Consider the following 23,154-nt stretch of genomic DNA (forward strand, 5'->3'; position numbering starts at 1 on the left):
ATCCACGATGTGGGCAGAACGGGCGTCCAAGTCACAATCCATTGAGGCGCTCGTCACACCGCATATCGGACACTTGTCACAGAGCCTGTGAGGAAGCCGACCCCGACCGGGGTCGGCGACCGGGTCGGCGCGGTGCGAGAGTGGGCCCGTGCTCCAGCCCTATCGGGACGTCCTCGCGCGCCCCGGCGCGCTCGCGTTCTCCGCCACCGGTGCGGTCGCGCGGATGCCCATGTCGATGGTCGGCATCGGGATCGTCCTCCTCGTCGCCGCGCTCTACGACTCCTACGCCATGGCCGGTCGGGTCTCCGCGGCCTTCGTCGTCGCGCAGGCCGTCTGCTCCCCGCAGATCGGGCGGCTCGTCGACCGGTTCGGGCAGGCCCGGGTCATGCGCCCCGCGCTCGTCGCGTCCGCCGCCGGCATCGTCGGGCTCGTGACCGCCGCGCTGACCGGCGCCCCCGAGGCGGTCCTCTACGTGCCCGCCGTCGTCGCCGGCGCCACCATCGGCTCGTTCGGCTCCCTCGTGCGGGCCCGCTGGAGCGCGCTGCTCGGCGCCGACCCCCGCCGCGTGCACACCGCGTTCTCGCTGGAGTCGGCGCTCGACGAGCTCGTGTTCGTCGTCGGCCCCGTGCTGGCGACCGTGCTGGCCACCGGCGTGCACCCCGCCGCCGGCCTGGCCGTGCCCGTGGCGGCCATGCTCGTCGGCGGTCTGGCGTTCCTCGGCCAGCGCGGCACCGAGCCGCCGCCCGCGCCCGCGCACGAGCCGCGCGCCCGCGGCACCGTGCTGCGGCACCCCGCGATGGTCGTGCTCGTCGTCGCGTTCGTCGCGATGGGCGCCATCTTCGGGGCCACCGACGTGTCCACCGTCGCGTTCGCCGAGGAGGCCGGCGCCCCCGGCCTGGCCGGCGTCGTCCTCGCCGTCTTCGCCCTCGGGTCCCTGATCTCCGGGCTGCTGTACGGCGCCCGCCACTGGGTCGCCCCGCTCCCCCGCCGGTTCGTCCTCGGCATGGTCGCCCTCGCCGTCGGCGTCGGGGCGTTCGTGCTGGCCCAGTCCCTCGCCGTGCTGGCCGCGGTGATGTTCGTGGTCGGGTTCGCCATCGCCCCGTCGCTGATCAACGGCAACGCGCTCGTGCAGGACATCGTGCCGCCCGGGCGGCTCACCGAGGGCCTGACGTGGGTCGGCACCGGGCTGGGCGTCGGCGTCTCGATCGGCTCGTCCGTGGCGGGCGCGCGGATCGACGCCGCCGGTGCGCACGCCGGGTTCCTCGTCGTCGTCGCCGCGGGCGCCCTCGCCCTGGTCACGACCCTGGCCGCGTGGCCGACGCTGCACCGCACGTCGGTCGCCGCACCGGCCGACGCCGTGCCCGGGACGCCCTAGCCTGGCGGCCGTGAGCACCGTCGCCACCGACCCCGGCACCGTCGACCCCCGCACCGTCGACCGGCTGCGTCGCGTCCTCGCGCCGCTGGGCACGCTCGAGCACGCGGAGCGCCTCACCGGCGGGACGTTCGCGACCACCTACCGCGCCCGCCTCGCCGACGGCACGCGCGTCGTGGTCAAGACCGCCCCCACCGACGCCACCCGGCTCATGACCTACGAGCACGACCTCGTCCGGACCGAGGCCCGCGTGTACGCGCTGGCCGCCGGGCACCCCGGGGTGCGCACCCCCGCGCTGCTGGCCACCGACCTGACCCGGACGGTGCTGCCGGGCGACGTCGTGGTCGCCGCGCACCTGCCCGGCGTGCCCTGGGCCGAGGCCGACCTCCCGCCCGACGACGCCCGCACCGCTCGGCTGCGTCGCGAGCTCGGCGCCGTGATGGCCCACCTGCACGCGGTCGACGGGCCCGCGTTCGGGTACCTCGGCGCCGTCGAGGCCGCCGGCGGCCCCGCCGACCCACCCGGCACGCGGCTGCACGGGCGCACCTGGCCGGAGGCGTTCGGGCGCGTCGTCGGGGCGATCCTCGCCGACGCGCGGGCGTGGGACGTGACCGTGCCCGCGGACGCGGTGCGGGCCGCCCTCGCCGCGCACCACGACGCGCTCGCCGCCGTCACGCGCCCGGTCCTCGTGCACGGCGACCTGTGGCCCGGCAACGTGTTCGTCGACCCCGCCACGGGGGCGCTCACCGGCGTGATCGACGCCGAGCGCGCCCTGTGGGCCGACCCGCTGCTCGAGCTCGTCGGCGCCGACCCGTGGACCCTCGGCCCGCCGTCGGCCGACGTGCTGGCCGGGTACGCGGGCGTCGCGCCGCTCGACACGACGAGCGACGCCGCGCGCACCCGGATGCTGCTGTACCGCCTCCACACCGCCCTCGTGCTGCGCGTGGAGGGCGCCCCGCGGGGCTACGCGCCCGAGGCCGTCGCGTGGTGCCGCCGCACGGCCGAGCGGACGTGGGCGTGGGCGTTCGACGAGCTGGCCGCGCTGCGCTGAGCCGCGGTCCGGCGCGTCCGGCCCGACCCGTCAGATCCGGGCCGCGGGGTCCGCGTCGGCCGGGTCCGCCGGCCGCTGCCAGGTGGTGGACGTCCCGTCCGTGAACCGTGCCCTCGCCGCGGCGACGGCCTTGTCCTTGAGCGCGACGCCCTGCGTGCGCGCGACCTGCGACGCCTTCTCCTCCGCGTCCCTGACGTAGCCCTGCACGCGCGGGTCGGCCCACACGTCCGCGGCCCAGCCCTTGACGCGCGCGAGCTGCTCGCGCCCCGCGGGCGTGCCCAGCAGGTAGCCGACACCGGCGCCGACGACGAACGCTGCCTTGCCCTTCATGGGACCTCCGGGTGTGCTCGTGACCGCACGACCGGGACCGGACGTGCGGAGGGGGTGGGGCGGCGCACCGTGCTCGACGCCGCCGCAGGCACCGAGCGTAGGCGCGCCCGGACGTGTCCGCACGGGCACGCGGCGTAGGTTCGACGCGGGCCGGCGGGCACCCGACCGGCCGGGAGCACCGGGAGGGAGGCACCCATGGAGCTGCTGGTGGCCGGGGTTCTGGCCGTGCTCGCGACCGTCGCCGTCACGTCCTTCGCGCCGCGGGTGGGCGTGGCCGCACCGCTGCTGCTCCTGCTGCTCGGCACGGCCGTGAGCTTCCTGCCGTTCGTCCCGGCCGTCGAGGTGGACCCGGAGATCGTGCTCGGGGTGGTCCTGCCGCCGCTGCTGTACTCGTCGGCCGCGACGATCCCCACCATGGAGCTGCGCCGCGACCTGCGGACGGTCTCGGCCTTCTCCGTCCTGCTCGTGGTGACCTCCGCGCTGGCCGTCGGGTTCGTGCTCGACGCCGTGGTCCCCGGCATCGGGCTGGCCACCGGGATCGCGATCGGTGCGGTCGTCTCGCCCACCGACGCCGTCGCCACGTCCGTCGTGCGCAAGGCCGGGGTCTCGCCGCGGATCGTGACCGTGCTCGAGGGCGAGTCGCTGCTCAACGACGCGTCGGCCCTCGTGCTCCTGCGTTCAGCCGTCGTCGCGACCGCCGGGACCGTCGGCCTGCTGGAGGTCGGCGGGGACTTCCTCTTCGCCGTCGCCGCGGCCGTGGCCGTGGGCTACGTGGTCGGGCGCCTGCACGTCTGGGCGCGCGCGCACATCACCCAGACCACCTCGACCGTCGCGATCTCGTTCGTCGTGCCCTTCGTCGCGTACCTGCCCGCGGAGCACCTCGGGGCGTCGGGGCTGGTCGCGGCCGTGACCGCGGGCCTGGTGACGGGCCGCGCGGCGCACACCGCCCTGAGCGCGCAGGACCGCGTGACCGAGCGCGCCGTCTGGCGCACCCTCGAGCTGCTGCTCGAGAGCGCGGTGTTCCTGCTCATGGGCGTGCAGCTCTTCGGCCTCGTGGAGGACGTGCGCGACGCCCACGGCAGCCTGTGGGTGGCCCTCGGGTACGGGGTGCTGACCGCGACGATCGTCGTCGTCGTGCGGTCGCTCTTCGTGGGGGCGTCGGTCTGGGAGCTCGCCCGACGCGCCCGGCGCATCCCCGAGATGCGCGACTGGCTCACGCAGGCCCAGGAGCGGCTCGACGCCGGCGACGTGCCCGTGGTGCCGGGCGGGCGCCCCCGGGCGGGCGCGAGCCCCAGCCCTGAGCGCGTCGAGGCCGTCGGGCGCCGCGTGCGGCGGCGGCTCGCCGACATCGACTACCTCACGGCCGAGGCGTTCGGGCCGCGGGAGGCCGCGCTGCTCGTGTGGGCCGGCATGCGCGGCGCCGTGACGCTCGCCGCCGCGCAGTCGCTGCCGTCGGACACCCCGCAGCGCTCCCTGCTGGTGCTGGTCGCCTTCGTCGTCGCGGCGGGGACGCTGCTCGTGCAGGGCGCCACGCTGCCGTGGCTCGTGCGTCGCCTCGGGCTCGGCGCCCGGGCCGACGACGACGCCGCCGCCCTGGTCGCGCTGCGCGCCGAGGTCCGCGACGCCGCGCTCGCCCACCTGCAGGACCCCGCCCTGGTCCGCCCCGACGGTCGCCCGTACGACACGGGCGTGCTCGACCGCGCCCGGGCCGGGCTGGCCGCGGTCGACGCCGCCATGGACGACGAGGACGCCGCGCCGGTCCGCGCGCAGGTCCACCAGCTGATGGTCGAGCTCGTGCAGGCCCAGCGTGCCGAGCTGCTGCGCCTGCGGGACCGCGGGGTGCACTCGTCCGCGGCCCTCGACCGGGCGCTGGACGAGGTCGACGCCGTGCAGATCGGCCTGGAGATGCGCGGTCCGTGACGTGCCGCGGCCCGGAGGTGGGCGCGCGTCGGTAGCGTCACCGCCCATGGCCGACTACTTCGCGGGCGACCCGCGCACGAACCACGAGCGGATGCTCGCCGGCGACCTCTACGTGGCGGACGACCCGGCGATCGAGGCGGCGTTCCAGCGGGCCCTGCGCCTGTCGGACGCGTACCACCGGGCGTTCCTCGCCGACCCGGCCGCGGCGCGCCCGCTGCTCGTCGAGCTGCTCGGCGAGGTCGGCGACGACGTCGTGGTCCGCCCGCCGCTGCGCGTCGACTACGGCTCGCGCATCCGCATCGGGGCGCGCACGTTCGTCAACTTCCACCTCACGGCCCTCGACGTCGCGGACATCACCATCGGCGCGGACTGCCAGATCGGCCCGAACGTGCAGCTGCTGACCCCGACGCACCCGGTCGACCCGCAGCCGCGGCGCGACAAGCTCGAGGCGGCCCAGCCCATCACCCTCGGCGACAACGTGTGGCTCGGCGGCGGCGTGATCGTGTGCCCGGGCGTCACCATCGGTGACAACACGGTCGTCGGCGCCGGGTCGGTGGTCGTGCGCGACCTGCCGGCGAACGTCGTCGCGGTGGGCAACCCCGCGCGCGTCGTCCGCGAGAGCATCTGAGCCGCGCCGTGGACGGCGACCCGCGGGCCGACGCGACCGAGGTGATGGCCCGGTGGCGGCGCGTCGAGCGGCGCACCGCGCACGACCCGGGCTCGGGGCTGCGGCTGCCCGATGTCACCGACGCGACGCGCGCGGACGCCGACGTGCTCGCCGCGGCGGGGCACCCCCACGACGCCGTCCACCGGTACACCCACGACGGCGCGCTCGCCGCGCTGCGGGACGCGGGACGCACCTGGGACCTGCCGGGCGCCGCGGCCGCGTGGACGGCCGGGCTGTGGTCGGCGCCGTGGACGTGGCGCAGCGCGCTGACCGGCCACCTGCTCGCGACGACGCTGCCCGGGCACGCGTACGACCCGTACCCGTCCGGCAGCCCGTGCCGGGTGTGCGGCGCCGCCGCGGAGGGCGCCCTGGCCGCGACCGCCGAGCACGTGCTGCGCCTGGGCGGGGGTGCGCCGATCGACGGGGCCGTGCCCGAGCACGCCCTGGCCCTGGCCGGCCTCGCCGACCTGCCCCGGCCCGAGCCCACCGAGCACGACCGGTGGACGCTGCGCGCGGTCCTCACCGTGCTGCGCGCCCTGCCGCCCGGCACCCGGTACGCCGCGGCCCGCACGGCACTGACACGCGCCCGGCTGCTCGACACGTCGGCGCCGCACGCCTACGGGGCGGTGCTCGAGGAGCTCGCGCTGGTCGGCGCGGTCGCCCCGACGGCGCACCCCGGCCTGGCCGTGCGCTGGTCCGACTACGCCGAGCGCGACCGGCGGCCGAGCGTGCGCGTCGAGGTGCAGGCGCCGCTGGCCTGGTGGTCGTCCTCCGACGGGCTGCGCGAGGACGTGCTGGAGCACGTCTTCACGGGGTTCGCCACGGGCGACGTGGACCTCGACGGCCCGCGCCCGACGCCCGAGCCGGCACGCGGCGCGACCGTCGTCGGTGCGCTGCCCGCCCGGCTGCGGGCCCTGGACCGGACGGGGCGCACCACCGCCGTCCCGCGGTCCGTCGGCGACGGGCCGCCCGCCGTGGGCGACGTGTGGGCCGTGCGGGTCCCGGGCGACCGGTGGGTCACGTGCCGGGTGGCCGCCACCGACGTCGCGGGCGGGCGGCCCTACGCGCAGGTCGAGATGCTCGCCGGCGTGCACGACGCGTTCCCCGCGGCGGCGGACGTCGACCTGCGCGCGCAGCCGCGCCGCGACGGGCGCTGGCACGCGTGGGTGCACTCCCTCGACCGCACCCCGCACGTGCGGCGGATCGCGCAGGGCACGGCTGCCCCGGCGTCGCCGCTCCCGCCCGCGACGGGCGCCGAGCGGCACCCCGCCAAGGCCCTGGCCCACCTCGCGGGCTGGTGCTGGCCCGAGCTCGTCTGACACCCGGCCCGACGGCAGGTCAGGAGTCGGGCTCGAGCTCGCACCACACGCGACGGCCCGGCACGCCGACGCGCTCGACGCCCCACACGTCCGCGCGGCGCAGAGCCCGCAGCGCCCGCGGCGAGGGCAGCACCCGGCTCGCCGGGTCCTCGACCGTCAGTCGGACGGTCCCGCCGTGGACGTCGAGACCCACGTACAGCACCGACCCCGCCCGCGCACCCCCGGCGGCGTCGCGCAGCAGCACCACGGCGAGCAGGCGCAGCCGCAGCAGCGCCGCGGGCGGGGCACCCAGCAGCCGGGCGCGGGCCACGACCCAGCGCCGGGCGTGCACCACGCCCCACGCGTCGGCGGTCACCGCCAGGGTGCCCGCGCGGTCGGGGTGCAGCTGGTGCACCACGGCGTCCCGCTGCGGGGCAGGGATCTGCAGGCTCGTGCTCACGGTGGCCTCCTCGGCGTCGACGACGGCCCCAGCGTGGCCGGGCGCCGCGGCGACGTCGTCGTCCGCACGGCGCGAGGTCCCTGCTGCGGACGCAGCAGGCAGGTCGCTGCGTCCGGCCGACGACGCGGCACCCCCCGCCGACGGAGCCTGGTCGCGGTCGATCCCTGCTGCGAAAGGTCCCTGCCATGTCCGCTCTCGCCCGTTGGTGCCACCAGCACCGCCGGCTCGTCCTCGCCGGGTGGGTCCTCGCGATCCTCGGCCTCGCCGCCGCCACCCTGAGCCTCGGTGCGTCCTTCCGGACCGCGCAGACGCTGCCGGACTCCGACTCCGCCCGCGCGTACGCGCTCCTCGAGGAGGCCGGCGCCTCCTCGTCCACCACCGACGGCACCGTCGTGTGGCGCTCCACCGGTCCGGTCGACGCCCCGGGTGTCCAGGACGAGATCGCCACGCTGCTCGCGCAGGTCGCGGCGGTCCCGGGCGTGGAGTCGGTCACCTCGCCCTACGCGCCCGAGGGCGCCGCGCAGGTGAACGCCGTCGAGCGCACCGCGTTCGCGACCGTCGCCGTCACCGACGACGTGGACGTGCAGCAGGTGCGCGACGTCGTCGAGGCCGCGGCACCCGCCGACCTCGACGTCGCCGTCGGCGGGCAGGGGTTCAGCGAGCTGCCCGAGCCGTCGCACGGCACCGAGGTGATCGGGCTGCTCGCGGCCCTCGTGATCCTGCTGCTCGTGCTGCGCTCCGGCTGGGCCGCGACCCTGCCCGTCCTCACCGGCGTCGTCGGGGTCGTCGCGTCGCTGCTCGTCGTGACGCTCGCGTCCCACGTGGTCGACCTCGACTCGACGTCGCTGACCATGGCCGCCCTGGTCGGCCTGGGCGTCGGCATCGACTACGCCCTGTTCATCGTGAACCGGCACCGCAAGGCGCTGCTGGCCGGTGCGGACGTCGAGGAGGCCGTGGCCCAGGCCGTCACGACGTCGGGCCGGGCCGTCGTCTTCGCCGGCCTCACCGTGGTGGTGGCGCTGCTGGGCATGGCCGTCGTCGGCCTCGGCGTGCTCACCGGCATGGGCCAGGCCGCCGCCGTGACGGTCGCCTTCACCGTGGCCGCCGCGGTCACCCTGCTGCCCGCGCTGCTGGGCGTGCTCGGCCACCGGGTGCTCTCGCGCCGGCAGCGGGCCGCGCTCGCCGCCGGCGAGGTCGCCACCGACCACCGCCCCGGGCGCACGCCCGTCTCCGCCCGCTGGGCCGTCGCCCTGCAGCGGGCCCCGCGCCGCGTCGTGGCCGGTGCCCTCGTGCTGCTCGTCGCGCTCGCCGTGCCCGCCCTGTCGCTGCGGGTCGGGGACCCCGACGCGTCGAGCGACCCGGTCGGGTCGCCGAGCCGCACCTACGCCGACCTCATGACCCCCGCCTTCGGGGCCGGCGTCGACGCACCGCTCGTGCTGGCCGCCCGGACGCCCGACGCGGCGTCCGCCCGGGCGTTCGAGGCGCTCGTCGCGCAGGTCGCCGAGGAGCCGGGCGTCGCCGCCGTCCGGGCCGCCCCCGTGCAGGACGGTCAGACGGTCGCCGTGGCCGGCGTCGTCCCCACGACGAGCGCGCAGACCGTCGAGACGGAGGACCTGGTGCTCGCCCTGCGCGACGACCTCGTGCCCGCCGCCGCTGCGGGCACGGCGCTCGAGGTCCACGTCGGCGGGGCGGCCGCCACCAGCCACGACCTGTCGGCCGCCCTGATGGGCCGCCTCCCCCTGTACCTCGGCCTGGTGGCCCTGCTCGGGTTCGTGCTGCTGGCCGTCGCGTTCCGCAGCGTCCTGGTGCCGCTGGTGGGCGCCGTGACGAACCTCGTGACGCTGGCGGTGGGCCTCGGCGCCGTGACCGCGATCTACCAGTGGGGCTGGGGCAGCGAGCTGCTCGGCGTGGGGTCCGCGGCACCGGTGATGTACATCGTCCCGGTCATCGTCGTCGGCGTGATGTTCGGGCTGTCGATGGACTACCAGGTCTTCCTCGTCTCACGGATGCACGAGGAGTGGGTGCGCACCCGCGACCACGCCCGCGCCGTGCGGGTCGGCGTGGCCGAGACGGGCCGGGTCGTCGCGGCGGCCGCCGCGATCATGCTCAGCGTCTTCGCGTCCTTCGGCCTGACGCCCGAGCGGATCGTGTCGTCGATCGGGATGGGGCTCGCGATCGCGGTGCTGGTCGACGCGTTCGTGGTGCGGATGGCGCTCGTGCCGGCCCTCATGCACCTCCTGGGCCGCGCCACCTGGTGGTACCCGCGGTGGGCGGACCGCATCACGCCGCACCTGTCCGTCGAGGGCCCCGCCCCGACGCCGACGGTCCCGACCGCCGTCCCGGTCCCCGCACCCTGACCGCTGCCCGCGGGCAGGTGCCGTCCGCCGCGACCCGTGGCGGACGGCACCTGTCCTCCGGCCGGGGGGAGGGGTCGGCGCGGGGTCAGCCGGCGGCGCGGTAGGCCCGGCCCGCCTGCGTCGGCGTCGAGGCGTCCGTGTACAGGCCGTACGCGGCCGAGTCGCCGACCGCGGGGAGCCCGAACCACGCGTACCGCTCCACGTGGGCGCGCTGCTCGAACCCGGCCGTCGTGCCCTCGACGAACGTCGCGAGCTGGTCGCCCGTCGGGTACGCCGGGCCGCCGGCGAAGTCGATCAGCCCGTACTCGGTGACCCACACCGGCAGCCCGTAGCGGGCGTGCACCGCGTCGACGTACGCGAGCAGCTGGTCGACGGCCGCGGGCGAGAAGTCCGAGCCGTACCAGTGCAGCGTCACGAAGTCGACGCGCAGCCCCTGCTCCTGCGCACCCGACATGAACCGGTCGAGCCAGCCGCCGGGCGTGTCGGCGCCCCACGCGACCGCCGGGCTGCCCAGCCGCAGGCCGGTCGCCTCCAGGCGCGGCCACGCCTCCAGCGCCTCCTCGACGCTCATCGCCGACTGCTCGCCGAGGTCGGGCTCGTTGAAGCCCAGCAGCACGTCGCCCTCCGCGGCCGCCTGCGCGAGCGTCGCGTCCGTGACGTGGTCGCGGCCCCAGATCATCGGCACGAACTCCACGCCCTCGGGCGCGGGCATGGTGTCGTCCGTCGGCGACCAGTTGTAGAACCAGCCGGCGCCGACGTCCTGCAGCGCGCCCGCGACGCCGTCCCACTGCCACGTCGCGACGCCCTTCTTCGCCGACGCAGCCGCGGCCACGACCGGGGCGGGCGCGGGCGTCGGGGACGGGTCCGGGGTGGGGGTGGGCGTCGGCTCCGGCGTCGGGGACGGGGTGGGCGTCGGCGTCGGCGTGGCGACGACGGACGTCGAGGTCCGGCGGGGGGTGGGCGAGGCCGTCGGGCGTGGCGTCGGCGTGGACGACGCCACCGCCTGCGGCGGACGATCCTGCCCGCGCTGCACCGCCACCGCGGCACCTCCACCGGTGACCAGGGCCGCCGCGAGCACGGCCACCAGGGTCTTCTTGCCGATCGCGAGGCCCGCCGCGGTCGCGACGCCGGGCGCGGACGACGACGCGCCCACCGTGGCGGAGGACGCGGCACCGGGGGACGCCGCACCCGTCGACGCCGCTGCGCCCGCCCCGGCGAGGTGCGCCCCGGCCGCGCCGAGCGCCTGCGGCCACGGCACCAGGGCGAGCCCGCCGAGCAGCCGCTCGGCCGCGACGAGGCCCGTGCCGGCGTCCGCGCAGCCGGCGCACCCGCGCACGTGACGGGCCACCCGCTTGCGCCACAGCGCGTCCGGCCGGCCGTCCCACCCGGCCGTCACCTCCTCCAGGCCCGGGCACCGCGGCGAGGCGGCGAGCGCCCGCACCACCGTGCGCGCCTGGTCGAGCCGGCCCTTCATGCGCTGCACGCGCACCGCCGTGTGCGCGCGGGACGCGCCCGTCGCGCGCACGACCTCGTCGCGCGTCAGGTGCCCCGAGGCCTCGAGCCACCACAGCGACAGCAGCTCGCGGTTCTCCTCGTCGAGCCACCGCGTGGCCTGCGCGACCTCGCGCCGCTGCCCCGTCAGCTCCAGACGGGCGATGGTCACGTCGGCGAAGTCGGCGCCGGGGTCGCCGGGCTCCTCGGCCGGCAGCCCGCGGGGCGCGGTCGCCTGCGCCCGCGAGCGCTCGCGCACCTGGCGCACCGTGATCGCGGCGAGCCACGACCGGTACGCCGCCGGGTCGCGCAGCTCGCCGATGCCGCGCAGCACCCGCAGCATCGTGTCCTGCACGACGTCGTCGACGTCGGCGTGCCCGCGCAGCGCCCGCCCGACGATCGAGTAGACGAGCGGGAGGCTGCCGGCCACGAGCCGGTCGACGGCGTCGGGGTCGCCGGCACGGGCTGCCAGCACCGTCGCGGTGTCGGTCGAGAACGCCATGGGATCGGACCTCCTGCGTGGGCGTCGAGGATCGCACGGGCCGCCGCGCACGACGGCCACGCACCAGGAGACGGCCGGGGAGCGCGCGGATAACCAGAACGTGGCGACCGGTTCTACGCGGGGTCCGGCTCCGCGTGCCCCACGTGCTCGAACGCCAGGACGGCGAGCTCGCCACGCTCGCGCACCAGGCCGACGGTCCTGCCCGTGAACCCGCCGGCCACCTCCGTCGACAGGTACCGCCCGTCGAGGGTGCCCAGCACGACCCGACCCTCGGGTCCGTCGACGGCGGCGACGACCTCGTCGGGCCCGTGCTCGCGGCTGTGGACGGGTGCCGGTGAGGGGTGCACGTCGATCTCGAGGACCGTGGCCGGGGTGTGCGGGGCCTCGCCGAGGACCGCCGTGACCGACCCGATCCGGGCGACCGCCCGCACCCGGCCGCCGTCGACCTCGAGCGTCAGCGCGTGCCGCGGGTCGATCCGCAGCTCGAGCCCGCCGACGCCCGCCGACGCGTCGACGCGGGCCCGGGTGGTGGTCGCGGTGCGCTCCTGCCGCACGCCGACGAACGTGCGCGGCCCCCGCCCGGCGAGGACCCAGCGGCCGTCGGCCCGGTGCAGCACGTCGGCGGGGAACACGCCCGCACCGACCCAGGACGGCCCGGGACCGTCGGCGTCCAGCCCCACCACGACCCGCGGCACTGCGGCCGGCTGCACGGGCGTCGTCGGGTGCGGCCACCCGTCGACCCACGCGACGTCGACCGCGAACGTCTCGCGCCCCAGGACGTGCCAGCCCGGGAACGACCCGGCCGGCCGCACGCCGAGGAAGACCATCGCCCACGTGCCGTCGGGACGGCGCACCAGGTCGGCGTGCCCGGTGCTCTGCACGGGGCTCGCGGTGCCGCGGGCGGTGAGCACGGGGTTGCCGGCCCACCCCTCGTAGGGGCCGTCGGGCGCGTCGGAGCGGGCGACCACGACCGCGTGCCCCTGGGCGGTGCCGCCCTCGGCGGCCAGCAGGTACCAGCGGCCGTCGACCCGGTGCAGGTGCGGCCCCTCGACGTCCTTCCCGCCGGCGCCGGACCACAGCAGGCGCGGCTCGGTCAGCAGCCGGCCGGTCGCGGGGTCGAGCACGGCCTGACGGATGCCCGCGTCGGACCAGGTGAGGTAGCAGGTGCCGTCGTCGTCCCAGGCGAGGTCCGGGTCGATGCCGCCGGCCCCGGGGATCCGCACGGGCGCGGACCACGGGCCGGCGGCGTCGTCGGCCGTGACGAGCAGGTGGCCGGGACCGTCGGAGACGTTCGTGGTGACGAGCCAGAACCGGCCGTCGTGGTGGCGCAGGGTGGGGGCGTAGATCCCGCCGGAGGGGCCCACGCCGTCCAGCCGCAGCTGCTCCGGGCGCGTCAGCGCGTGCCCGACGGGCTCCCACGTCACGAGGTCCCCCGACCGGAAGAGCGGGACGCCGGGCGCGTGCTCGAAGCTGGAGCACGCGAGGACGAAGGTGCTGCCGACCCGGCAGACCGTCGGGTCGGGGTGGTACCCGGCCAGCAGCGGCCGCACCGGCAGCCGCGTGGCGGGGAGGACGTCGGACCGGGGCTGCGCTGCCATGCGCCGAGCATGCCACCGGGTGTCCGGCCGCGGTGCCGGCTCCCCTTCTCCGGGTCGCTCGGACGGCCGCGCGGGGTCGCTCTCCGGGCCGCACGAACCACCCGGACGGCGCCTCGCGCACCGGCTGACGGTCGGGTACCTTGCCGCGTCCGGCCCCCGTGTGAGGAGCCGCACAGCGTGTGTAACGAGACCGGTCCTCAGGTTTCGGGCCTGTTAAGTGTCCGTCCCGAATCGGTAACTCCGGCCGGTCGCGGCGAAATCGCAGCCATAGTCTCTGGCGGTCCACATCGCGGATCCCGCCGCACCGGCCCCTGAGACGGGGCGGGTGCGCGTCCGACGGCGGCACACCCCCTCGTGCCGCCTCGCACCGGAGGTACACATGAAGTTCGCGCGCTCCGCCCGGCTGACAGCCCTCGGGCTCGCCGGCGCCCTCGCCCTCGCCGCGTGCGCGTCGGGGACCGACGCCGCCACGGAGGACGAGGCGACCACCGGCCCCAGCACCGGGATCGTCACGGTCAGCAACGGCGAGCCCCAGAACCCGCTGATCCCGACGATGACGAACGAGACCTACGGCTCGTCCGTCGTCCAGAGCCTCTTCGCCGGCCTCGTGTACTACGACGCCGACGGCGCCATGCACAACGAGGTCGCCGAGTCGATCAGCTCCGAGGACAACATCACCTGGACGATCACGATCGCCGACGGCTGGACGTTCTCCGACGGCACCGCCGTCACGGCGGACAGCTTCGCCCGCGCCTGGGACTACGGGGCCGCGCTGGACAACGCGCAGAACCTCTCGTACTTCTTCGAGCCCATCAAGGGCTTCTCCTACGACGCGAACACCTCCCTCATCGAGGCCGGCGGCCTGACGGTGCAGGACGAGAGCACCCTCGTCGTCACGCTGAACCAGCCCGAGTCGGACTTCCCGCTGCGCCTGGGCTACTCCGCCTTCTTCCCGCTGCCCGAGTCCTTCTTCGAGGACCCGGCCGCGTTCGGCGAGGCCCCCGTCGGCAACGGCCCGTACGTGCTCGAGTCGTGGGAGCACGACGCGGTCATCACGCTCGCGCCCAACCCGGAGTACGCCGGCAGCCGCGTGCCGCAGAACGGCGGCGTCGAGCTCCTCGCCTACACCGACGAGGACTCCGCGTACAACGACCTGCTCGGCGGCCAGCTCGACGTCATCAAGAACGTGCCCGCCTCGGCGTTCGCCACGTTCGAGAGCGAGCTCGACGGCCGGTCGGCGAACCAGCCGGCCGCGGTCATCCAGACCCTGACGGTGCCCGAGTGGCTGCCCGAGTTCCAGGGCGAGGCCGGCCTCCTGCGCCGCGAGGCGATCTCGCACGCGATCAACCGCCTCGAGATCACCGCGACGATCTTCGCCGGCTCGCGGACCCCCGCGACCGACTACACGTCGCCGGTCATCGACGGCTGGAACGAGGAGATCACGGGCAACGACGTGCTCCAGTTCGACGCGGACAAGGCCGCCGAGCTGTGGGCGCAGGCCGAGGAGATCTCCCCGGTCGGCGGCGACTACAAGCTCCAGATCGCGTCCAACGCCGACTCGGACCACCAGACCTGGATCGACGCGGTCTGCAACGGCATCCGCACCAACCTGGAGATCGAGTGCGAGTTCTTCCCGTACCCGACCTTCGACGAGTTCCTCGACGCCCGTGACTCCGGCACCGTCCCCGGCCTGTTCCGGTCGGGCTGGCAGGCGGACTACCCCGCGATGAGCAACTTCCTCGGCCCGATCTACGGCACCGGGGCCGGCTCGAACGACGGCCAGTGGTCGAACGCCGCGTTCGACGAGACCCTCAAGGCCGCCGCGGGCGCGCCGTCGCAGGCCGAGGCCGTCGCGCTGTACATGGACGCCGAGACGATCCTCTTCGAGAACCTCCCGGGCATCCCGCTGTGGTACAACAACGCCACCGGCGGCTGGGCGGACACGGTCGACAACGTGCAGTTCGGGTGGGACTCCGACCCGATCCTGTACTCGATCACCAAGTCCGAGTGACCTTCACCGCCGGTGGGCGGGGCCGACGAGGCCCCGCCCACCGGCGGACGCACGACGGCACGGGCGCGGGCGGGAACCCTCCACACGGGGACCCGCCCGCACCCGCGTCCGCGGCAGCGCCACCTGCACGCTCGCCGCAGCACCCGGACTGGACGACGAAAGCGACACCCTGGCATGCGTTGGTACATCGGCCGCAGACTCCTGCAGGTCATCCCGGTCTTCCTCGGAGCGACGCTCCTGCTCTACGCGCTCGTGTTCCTGCGCCCCGGCGACCCCGTGGCCGCGCTGGGCGGCGAGCGCGGCCTCCCCGAGGCGGTGCAGGAGCAGATCCGCGCCGAGTTCCACCTCGACGAGCCGTTCCTCGTGCAGTACCTGCTCTACCTCAAGGGCATCTTCACCCTCGACTTCGGGGTGACGTTCAGCGGGCGCGAGGTGGCCGAGGTCATCGCGCAGGCCCTGCCCGTGACGTTCCAGCTCGCGCTGATGGCGCTCGTCATCGAGGCCGTCTTCGGGATCGGGTTCGGCCTCTGGGCCGGCCTGCGCAAGGGCGGGTTCTTCGACTCGACCGTGCTGGTGCTCAGCCTCCTCGTGATCGCCGTGCCGACGTTCGTCATCGGCTTCGTCATGCAGATCGTCGTGGGCGTCAACCTCGGGTGGCTGCCCATCACCGCGGGCCGCGACCCCGACGTCGTCAGCCTGCTCATGCCGGCCATGGTGCTGGCGGCGACGTCGTTCGCGTACGTGCTGCGGCTGACCCGCACGTCCGTGCAGGAGAACCTGTCCGCCGACTTCGTGCGGACCGCCCGCGCCAAGGGGCTCTCGCGGTCCCAGGTCACGAGCCGCCACGTGCTGCGCAACTCGCTCATCCCCGTCGTGACGTTCCTCGGCGCCGACATCGGCGCACTCATGGGCGGTGCGATCGTGACCGAGGGCATCTTCAACATCCGCGGCGTCGGCGGCACGCTCTACGAGGCGATCACCCGCGGCGAGAACGCGACCGTCGTCTCCCTGACCACCGTGCTCGTGCTCGTGTACATCGCGGCCAACCTGCTGGTCGACCTGCTGTACGCCGCGCTGGACCCGAGGATCCGATATGCCTGAGACCCCCCGCCCCCGCACCACCCCGCTGCCCGGGCAGGAGCACTACGCCCGCCCGGCCGAGCGCGACCTCGGCGCGGTCGACGCGCTGACCACGACCGCCGCCCCGTCGGGGTTCTGGTCCGACGCCTGGCACGACGTGCGCCGCAAGCCCCTCTTCTGGGTCTCCGCCACGCTCATCCTGCTGGTCCTGCTCGTCGCGTCGTTCCCCACCCTGTTCAGCGCGATCGACCCGCGCACGTGCTCCCTGGCGGACGCCCTGGGGGCGCCGCGCGGGGGCCACCCGTTCGGCTTCGACCGGCAGGGCTGCGACATCTACTCCCGCACGGTCCACGGCGCGCGCGCGTCCGTGACCGTCGGCGTCCTCACCACCGCGATCGTCGTGGTGGTCGGCACGCTCCTCGGTGCGGTCGCCGGCTACGTCGGCGGCTGGGCCGACACCCTGCTGTCGCGCCTGACCGACATCTTCTTCGCCATCCCGCTGGTCCTCGCGGCCATCGTCATCATGAGCCTGTCGACGCAGCGCACGGCGCTGACCGTCGCGATCGTGCTCGCGTCGTTCGGCTGGACGTCGATCGCCCGGATCGCGCGCGGCACCGTCATGTCGGTGAAGAACAACGAGTTCGTGACCGCCGCCCGCTCGCTGGGCATGGGGCGGACCGCGATCCTCTTCCGGCACGTGCTGCCGAACGCCGCCGCGCCGATCATCGTCTACGCGACCGTCGCCCTGGGCACCTTCATCGTCGCGGAGGCCACGCTGAGCTTCCTGGGGATCGGGCTGCCGCCGTCGACCGTCTCGTGGGGCGGCGACATCTCGCAGGGGCAGGTCGCGATCCGCACCAACCCGGAGATCCTCCTGTTCCCCGCCGGCGCGCTCGCCCTGACAGTGCTCGGCTTCATCATGATGGGCGACGTCGTGCGCGACGCCCTCGACCCGAAGGCACGCACCCGATGAGCGCCACCGCCCCCCGCCACCCCGGTCAGCCCGAGCCGCTGCTCGAGATCCGTGGGCTCGAGGTGTCGTTCAGCACCGCCGCCGGACCCGTGCACGCCGTCCGCGGCGCGGACCTCACGGTGTACCCGGGCCAGTCGGTCGCGATCGTCGGCGAGTCCGGCTCCGGAAAGTCGACGACCGCGCACGCGATCATCGACCTGCTGCCCGGCACCGGGAAGGTCACCGGCGGCTCGATCCGGTTCGCCGGGCGCGAGCTCGTCGGCCTGCCCCGCACCGAGGTCGAGGCGCTGCGCGGTGCGCAGATCGGCCTCGTCCCGCAGGACCCGATGTCCAACCTCAACCCCGTGTGGCGCGTCGGCACGCAGGTCGAGGAGGCGCTGCGCGCCAACGGGTTCCGCGGCGGCCGCGCCGACCGGCAGCGCCGGGTCGCCGAGCTGCTCACCGAGGCGGGCCTGCCGGACGCGGAGCGTCGCGCGAAGCAGTACCCGCACGAGTTCTCCGGCGGTATGCGTCAGCGGGCGCTCATCGCGATCGGCCTGGCGTCTCGCCCGCAGCTGCTCGTCGCCGACGAGCCGACGTCCGCCCTGGACGTCACCGTGCAGCGGCAGATCCTGGACCACCTCGACACGCTCACGCAGGAGCTCGGTACGGCCGTCCTCTTCATCACCCACGACCTGGGCCTCGCCGCCGAGCGCGCCGAGCACGTCGTGGTGATGTACCGCGGGCAGGTCGTCGAGTCCGGCCCGGCCCGGCAGATCCTCACCGAGCCGCAGCACCCGTACACGCGTCGGCTCATCGCGTCCGCGCCGTCGCTGGCGTCGCGGCGCATCCAGGTCGCGCACGAGCACGGCCGGACGGCTGACGAGCTCCTGGCCCGCCACGGGGGCTCGGGGGCGGCCGGCGGCGGCGACATCATCGTGGCGAAGGACCTGACGAAGGTCTTCACGATGCGGGGCCGGGGCGCCAAGGACCTCACCGCGGTGGACAACGTGAGCTTCACGCTCGGCAAGGGCCGCACGCTGGCCCTCGTCGGGGAGTCCGGGTCGGGCAAGTCCACCGCGGCGAACATGGTGCTCGGGCTGCTGGAGCCGACGTCGGGCTCCGTCACGTTCGACGGCGTCGACATCGCCCGCACCGGCCGGCGCGACCAGCTGGCCCTGCGCCGGCGCATCCAGCCGGTGTTCCAGAACCCGTACGGGTCGCTGGACCCGCAGTACTCGATCTTCCGCACCCTGACCGAGCCGCTGCGCGTGCACCGCGTGGGCACGCCCCGGTCGCGGGAGAAGCGCGTGCGCCAGCTGCTCGACATGGTGGCGCTGCCGCACAGCACGATGCGGCGGTTCCCCAACGAGCTGTCCGGCGGGCAGCGCCAGCGCGTGGCCATCGCGCGGGCGCTGGCGCTGCAGCCCGAGGTCGTGGTGCTCGACGAGGCCGTCTCCGCCCTCGACGTGCTCGTGCAGGCGCAGATCCTCGACCTGCTCGCCGACCTGCAGCGCGACCTCGGTCTCGCGTACCTGTTCATCACGCACGACCTCGCGGTGGTGCGGCAGATCGCCGACGCGGTCGTCGTGATGCGCGACGGCAAGGTCGTCGAGCACGCGTCGACCGACGAGGTGTTCGACCACCCGCGCGAGCAGTACACGCGCGACCTGCTCTCCGCCATCCCCGGCGCGAGCCTGACGGTCCCGACGCCCGGGGCCTGACCGCCCGACGTCGGACGCCCGGCCCCTCCACCCGGAGGGGCCGGGCGTCCGTCGTCCGGTGCACGAGAGCCCGGCACCGGGAGGGCGCCGGGCGCAGTGCCGTCAGAACAGCCGGTCCCCGAGGTCGCCGAGCAGGGCGACCACGGAGCGCGCCTCGTCGCGGGGGTCGACGGCCTCGCCGGCTGCCACCGCCAGCGCCCCGCGGTGCAGCAGCGCCGCAGCCAGGGTGGCGACCGCCGCCGCGGTGGCCGGTCGTCGCTCGGCCGGCACCCCGAGCGACGCGAGCTTGAGCTCGATGAGCCCCCGGACCTCGGCCTCGAGGGGCGCCAGGCGCTGAGCCTGCCCCAGCAGGAGCTCCGGGGAGGCGGCGACGGCCCGCAGGCGGGCGGACCGGACCTCGGGCTCGCCGTCGACGTCGGGGAGGCCGACGACCCCCAGGACACCGGTGAGCAGGCGGGCCTGCGGGTCGGCCAGCCACTCCCGAGCCGCCTGCTCGTCGACCGAGGGGACGGCCGAGCCGAGGATCGCGTCCTCCTTGGTGGCGAAGTGGTGGAAGAACGTCCGCTCGCTCACGCCCGCCGCAGCGCAGATGCGCGCGACGGTCACCGCCGGGAGGCCGTGCTCCTCGACCAGGAGCACCGCGGCCCGCTCGACCCGGGCCGCTGTGGCCGCGCCGCGGGCGTTGCGCCGCGGGGGTCGCGCGCGCCGGGTGCCACCCGGGGGGGTCGTCGGCACGTCGTCGGTCTGCGTCGGTCCGTGCGTCACTCGCCGCCCCTCATTCGTAGCGCAGCGCGGTGATGGGGTCCTGCCGCGCAGCACGTCTGGCGGGGAGCGTACCGGCGAGCAGCGCGATCACGACGATGAGCGCGAGGACGCCGAGGATGCCGCCGGGCTCGAACCGCAGCAGCGTCAGGCCGGCCAGGTCGGCCAGCGGACCCGCGGCGAGGGCGCCGCTGACGGCGCTCCCGACGAGCACGGCGAGGCCCACGCCCAGCGCCGCGCCGAGCAGCCCGATGAGCCCGGCCTCCAGCGTGAAGAGCGCGAAGATGCGTCGTGGCGCCATGCCGAGCGCCTTCATCAGGCCGATCTCGCGCGTGCGCTCCTGCACGCTCATGAGCAGCGTGTTGACGATCCCGAAGCCCGCCGCGAGAAGCGCGACCATCGCGAACGCGTCCAGGACCCCGGTGATGCCGGCGATCACGGTGGTGATGAGCCCCAGCTGGTCCTCGACGGTCTGACCCTGCAGGCCGAGGTCCGCCACGCGCTGCTTGACGACGTCGACGTCCTGCGCCGTGCCGTCGAGACGGGCCGTGGCCGCCACGTACCGGCCGGGCGAGCCGACGCCCGCGTCCTGCAGGGCCGCGAGCTCGTCGAGCAGGTCGGCGCCGACCGCTGCGCCGGAGCTGAGCAGCCCGGGGCGCGAGACCCCGACGACGACGGCGTCGACCGCGTGCTGCACGCCCGTGAGGTCGGTGAGCGTGAGGGTGACGGTCTCGCCGAGGGCCGACGTCGCGTCGCCGAGCCCGAGGGGGGTGACGTAGTCCGCGGGCAGGACGATGCCGTCGGTGACTCCCGCGTCCGCCAGCTGCCTGCCGGCCTCGAGGTCGGCGCGGGCCACGGCCCCGGTCGGGGAGAGCGTCAGCACGTACCGCTCGGAGGTGGGGGTGCTGACGTGGTCGAGGGCGACGCCGCGCACGGGCCGGACGTCGCGCAGCCCGTCCACCTCCTCGAGCTGGGCGATGCTCGCGTCGGTGAGCAGGTCGGCGCTGCCCGCCCCCGGGAGGCCGGACGAGCCGGACGCCGTGGCCGTGGACCGCGTGGGGTCGTGCAGGGCGGGCCCGTCGCCCGCCTCGGCGGCGGCCGCGGTGACGACGAGGACGTCCTCGGCACCGAGCGTCTCCACCTGGCGGGTCACGTAGTCCGTGACGCCCGCGCCGACGGCGGTCGTCAGGGACAGCGTGAAGGCCCCGACGACGAGGGCGAGGACCGTGAGCGTCGTCCGCAGGCGCGCACGGCGCACGTTCCGCCACGCCGTGCGGGCGAGGTCGGCGGCCCTCATGCGGCCACCGCCGTCACCAGACGACCGTCCTGCACGTGCAGCCGCCGGTCGCACCGGGCGGCGAGCTCCTCGTCGTGGGTGACGAGGACGACCGTGATCCCGTCCCGGTGGAGCTCGAAGAGCTCGTCCGCGACCTGCGCACCCGTGGCCGAGTCGAGGTTCCCGGTGGGCTCGTCCGCGAAGACCACGGAGGGCTGCCCGACGAGCGCACGGCTGAGCACGACGCGCTGCTTCTGCCCGCCGGACAGGTCGGTGGCCCGGTTGGCCGCCTTGTCCGCGAGGCCGAACCGTTCGAGCAGCTCCATCCCCCGCCGGCGACGCCGGGCCGCCGGGACCCCGGCGATCGTCAGGGGCAGCACGACGTTGTCGAGCACGGACTCCGCGGGGTTGAGGAAGAACTGCTGGAACACGAAGCCGAAGCGCTCGTTGCGCAGGCGCTGCACGTCCGTGGCGCGCAGGGCCCGGGTCGGCGCGCCGTCGACGAGCAGCTCTCCCTCGTCCGGGCTGTCGAGCAGGGCGAGCAGGTGCATGAGCGTGGACTTGCCGGAGCCGGACTTGCCGACCACGGCGACGGACTCCCCGGCGTCGACGCGCATGGACACGTCGTCGAGGGCGTGGAACCGGCCGGGGCCCGAGCCGTACCACCGGTGGACGTGCCGGGCTTCGAGGACGGGTGGCGATGCTGGAGCAGACATGGCAGCCAGTGTCCTCATTAATTGCAGCAACTGCAATGAATGAGGAGGGTGAGAAACGGGGGTTGCCCTGACACCACAATGGTGTCAGAGTGGTGTCATGGACCTCACGCGCTACGTCGACGACCTGCAGCACCGCCTGGCCACCGCGGCCGACGCCGGCGGCGACGACGCCCGTGAGCTCGCGCTGCGCCTGACGGCACCGCTCGACGCCGCCGTGCGCCTCGTCCTGCTCGACGCGCTCTCGGCCGCGGCCGGAGAGATCTCCGCCGAGCTCGCCCCCGGGTCGGTCGACGTGCGGCTGCGCGCCGGCGAGCCCGAGTTCGTCGTCGCGCCCGGGCCCCGCCCCGTCGCCGGCACACCGTCGCCGGGCCCCGTGCCGAGCCCGACGCCTCCGGCGGTCGCCCCCGCCCTCGACGCCGACGGCGCCACGACCCGCACCACGCTCCGCCTGCCCGACCACCTCAAGACCCAGGTCGAGACCGCCGCCGCCCACGAGGGCGTCTCGGTCAACACGTGGCTCGTGCGCGCCGTCGCGGCGGCGCTCGAGCAGTCGTCCGGCCCCGCGGCGACCCGGCCCGGCGCACCGCAGCGCAGCACGAACCACGTCACCGGCTGGGTGCGCTGACCGCGCGCACCGCAGCACACCGCCGCCGCACCGGCGGACCCCACCGCACGTCCCGCCCACGCCCTGGAGCCGTCATGCCCACGTTCCCCGCCCCCGCCCCCCTGCCCGTCGTCGTCGACGTGCCCTTCGGCAACCTGCACGTGGTCGCCGGCGAGCGCGACGACGTCGTCGTCACCGTCCTGCCTGCCGACCCGAGGAAGGCCGGCTCGGTGCGCGCCGCGCAGGAGACGCGCGTCGAGCACGACGGTCGCACGGTCAGCATCGTCTACCCCTCGCCGTGGAAGCAGTACGTGCTGCCGTTCGCCGCAGGTGGCGCGGTCGTGACCGTCGAGGTCCCCACCGGGTCCGACCTGCGCGGCAAGGCCGGCTCGCTGCACGCCGAGGGACGGTTCGGGTCCGTCGGGCTCACCCTCAACGGCGGCGACGCCCGCGTCGAGGAGGCCGCCGACGTCACGCTCAAGGTCACGGCCGGCTCGGTCGTGCTGGGCCGCGTCACCGGCGCGCTGGACGTGCGGGCGAGCGCGGGGTCGGTGCGGGTCGCCGAGGTGGCGGGCGAGGGCACGATCCGCGCCGCCAACGGCACCGTCACCGTCGGCACCGTCACCGGCGCGCTGACGGTGGCCGGGGCGCACGCCGACGTCTCCGTCGACCGGCTCGAGGGCACCCTCGTCGCGAAGGCCGCGCACGCCGGGATCGGCGTCGGCGCGGTCGCGTCCGGCAGCGCCACGCTCACCACGTCGTACGGGTCCATCGACGTCGGCGTCCCCGAGGGCACCGCCGCGTGGCTCGACGCGTCGTCCGAGCACGGCACCGTGCGCAACCAGCTCCTGCCCACCGAGGGGCCCGTCGAGGACGAGGCCACGGCCGAGATCCGTGCCAGCACCGGCTACGGCAACGTCGTGGTCCGCCGCCCCTGACCTGCACGGCCCCCGCCCGGGGGCGTCCCGCACCGGCACCGTCGC

General features: G+C 75.7%; 19 protein-coding genes. 12 read left to right on the top strand and 7 right to left on the bottom strand.

Annotation, left to right across the window (positions count from 1 at the left end):
• Nucleotides 1-148: 148 nt before the first annotated feature.
• A complete protein-coding gene (locus FBY24_RS04950) occupies nt 149-1,375 on the top strand; it encodes an MFS transporter (protein ID WP_142158584.1) in 1,227 nt (408 codons plus the stop codon).
• A 10-nt stretch (nt 1,376-1,385) separates the two neighbouring features.
• The gene (locus tag FBY24_RS04955) at nt 1,386-2,423 is read left to right on the top strand and encodes a phosphotransferase family protein (protein ID WP_142158586.1); all 1,038 of its coding nucleotides are present in this window, start codon (nt 1,386-1,388) and stop codon (nt 2,421-2,423) included.
• 30 nt (nt 2,424-2,453) lie between these two features.
• On the opposite strand, the gene FBY24_RS04960 is transcribed toward FBY24_RS04955, so the two are convergent.
• The gene (locus tag FBY24_RS04960) at nt 2,454-2,753 is read right to left on the bottom strand and encodes a YtxH domain-containing protein (RefSeq protein WP_186343254.1); all 300 of its coding nucleotides are present in this window, start codon (nt 2,751-2,753) and stop codon (nt 2,454-2,456) included.
• A gap of 195 nt (nt 2,754-2,948) precedes the next feature.
• Between FBY24_RS04960 and FBY24_RS04965 the strand changes: the two genes are divergently transcribed.
• Genes FBY24_RS04965 through FBY24_RS04975 form a run of 3 tightly spaced genes read left to right on the top strand, consistent with a single transcriptional unit; the run spans nt 2,949 to nt 6,659 of the window.
• On the top strand, nt 2,949-4,673 hold the full coding sequence (locus tag FBY24_RS04965; protein ID WP_142158588.1) for a sodium:proton antiporter: 1,725 nt from the start codon (nt 2,949-2,951) through the stop codon (nt 4,671-4,673).
• 46 nt (nt 4,674-4,719) lie between these two features.
• Nucleotides 4,720-5,301, top strand: coding sequence for a sugar O-acetyltransferase (locus FBY24_RS04970; protein ID WP_142158590.1), 582 nt, complete (start codon nt 4,720-4,722; stop codon nt 5,299-5,301).
• Between the two features lie 8 nt (nt 5,302-5,309).
• Nucleotides 5,310-6,659, top strand: coding sequence for a hypothetical protein (locus tag FBY24_RS04975; RefSeq protein ID WP_142158592.1), 1,350 nt, complete (start codon nt 5,310-5,312; stop codon nt 6,657-6,659).
• 19 nt (nt 6,660-6,678) lie between these two features.
• Here the strand turns inward: FBY24_RS04975 and FBY24_RS04980 are convergent, their stop codons facing one another.
• The gene (locus tag FBY24_RS04980) at nt 6,679-7,098 is read right to left on the bottom strand and encodes a hypothetical protein (protein WP_142158595.1); all 420 of its coding nucleotides are present in this window, start codon (nt 7,096-7,098) and stop codon (nt 6,679-6,681) included.
• Between the two features lie 185 nt (nt 7,099-7,283).
• Here FBY24_RS04980 and FBY24_RS04985 point away from each other — a divergent pair, with 185 nt between their 5' ends.
• Complete coding sequence (locus tag FBY24_RS04985) at nt 7,284-9,455, top strand: MMPL family transporter (RefSeq protein WP_142158596.1); 2,172 nt, start codon at nt 7,284-7,286, stop codon at nt 9,453-9,455.
• Nucleotides 9,456-9,540: 85 nt separating this feature from the next.
• On the opposite strand, the gene FBY24_RS04990 is transcribed toward FBY24_RS04985, so the two are convergent.
• Both FBY24_RS04990 and FBY24_RS04995 read right to left on the bottom strand, forming a co-directional pair.
• Entirely contained in the window at nt 9,541-11,448 is a 1,908-nt protein-coding gene (locus FBY24_RS04990; protein WP_142158598.1) for a sigma-70 family RNA polymerase sigma factor, read from the bottom strand.
• Nucleotides 11,449-11,561: 113 nt separating this feature from the next.
• Nucleotides 11,562-13,046, bottom strand: a complete 1,485-nt coding sequence (locus tag FBY24_RS04995) for a glycoside hydrolase family 43 protein (protein ID WP_142158601.1) — start codon at nt 13,044-13,046, stop codon at nt 11,562-11,564.
• 379 nt (nt 13,047-13,425) lie between these two features.
• Here FBY24_RS04995 and FBY24_RS05000 point away from each other — a divergent pair, with 379 nt between their 5' ends.
• The 4 genes from FBY24_RS05000 (at nt 13,426) to FBY24_RS05015 (ending at nt 18,813) form a co-directional block, all read left to right on the top strand.
• Nucleotides 13,426-15,057, top strand: coding sequence for an ABC transporter substrate-binding protein (locus FBY24_RS05000; protein WP_142158603.1), 1,632 nt, complete (start codon nt 13,426-13,428; stop codon nt 15,055-15,057).
• Nucleotides 15,058-15,231: 174 nt separating this feature from the next.
• The gene (locus tag FBY24_RS05005) at nt 15,232-16,158 is read left to right on the top strand and encodes an ABC transporter permease (RefSeq protein WP_142158605.1); all 927 of its coding nucleotides are present in this window, start codon (nt 15,232-15,234) and stop codon (nt 16,156-16,158) included.
• Nucleotides 16,151-17,110, top strand: a complete 960-nt coding sequence (locus FBY24_RS05010; protein WP_142158607.1) for an ABC transporter permease — start codon at nt 16,151-16,153, stop codon at nt 17,108-17,110. Before FBY24_RS05005 ends, FBY24_RS05010 begins: the two co-directional genes overlap by 8 nt.
• Nucleotides 17,107-18,813 carry an ABC transporter ATP-binding protein gene (locus FBY24_RS05015; protein WP_142158609.1) on the top strand — a complete coding sequence of 569 codons (1,707 nt, stop codon included), beginning with the start codon at nt 17,107-17,109 and terminating at the stop codon, nt 18,811-18,813. Before FBY24_RS05010 ends, FBY24_RS05015 begins: the two co-directional genes overlap by 4 nt.
• Nucleotides 18,814-18,915: 102 nt before the next feature.
• On the opposite strand, the gene FBY24_RS19375 is transcribed toward FBY24_RS05015, so the two are convergent.
• From FBY24_RS19375 to FBY24_RS05030, 3 genes are read right to left on the bottom strand one after another with little or no spacing between them, the layout of a single operon-like run.
• Complete coding sequence (locus tag FBY24_RS19375) at nt 18,916-19,548, bottom strand: TetR/AcrR family transcriptional regulator (RefSeq protein ID WP_142158612.1); 633 nt, start codon at nt 19,546-19,548, stop codon at nt 18,916-18,918.
• Nucleotides 19,549-19,588: 40 nt separating this feature from the next.
• On the bottom strand, nt 19,589-20,872 hold the full coding sequence (locus FBY24_RS05025; protein WP_142158614.1) for an ABC transporter permease: 1,284 nt from the start codon (nt 20,870-20,872) through the stop codon (nt 19,589-19,591).
• Nucleotides 20,869-21,567, bottom strand: coding sequence for an ABC transporter ATP-binding protein (locus tag FBY24_RS05030; protein WP_255432228.1), 699 nt, complete (start codon nt 21,565-21,567; stop codon nt 20,869-20,871). Before FBY24_RS05030 ends, FBY24_RS05025 begins: the two co-directional genes overlap by 4 nt.
• Before the next feature lie 97 nt (nt 21,568-21,664).
• Here FBY24_RS05030 and FBY24_RS05035 point away from each other — a divergent pair, with 97 nt between their 5' ends.
• Together FBY24_RS05035 and FBY24_RS05040 are read left to right on the top strand one after the other, a co-directional pair.
• Entirely contained in the window at nt 21,665-22,192 is a 528-nt protein-coding gene (locus FBY24_RS05035) for a toxin-antitoxin system HicB family antitoxin (RefSeq protein ID WP_142158616.1), read from the top strand.
• Nucleotides 22,193-22,266: 74 nt separating this feature from the next.
• Nucleotides 22,267-23,109 (top strand): DUF4097 family beta strand repeat-containing protein, encoded by an 843-nt coding sequence (locus FBY24_RS05040; RefSeq protein WP_142158618.1) that lies wholly within the window; start codon nt 22,267-22,269, stop codon nt 23,107-23,109.
• Nucleotides 23,110-23,154 lie beyond the last annotated feature (45 nt).

It is taken from the genome of Cellulomonas sp. SLBN-39, from assembly GCF_006715865.1.
Lineage (GTDB): Bacteria > Actinomycetota > Actinomycetes > Actinomycetales > Cellulomonadaceae > Cellulomonas.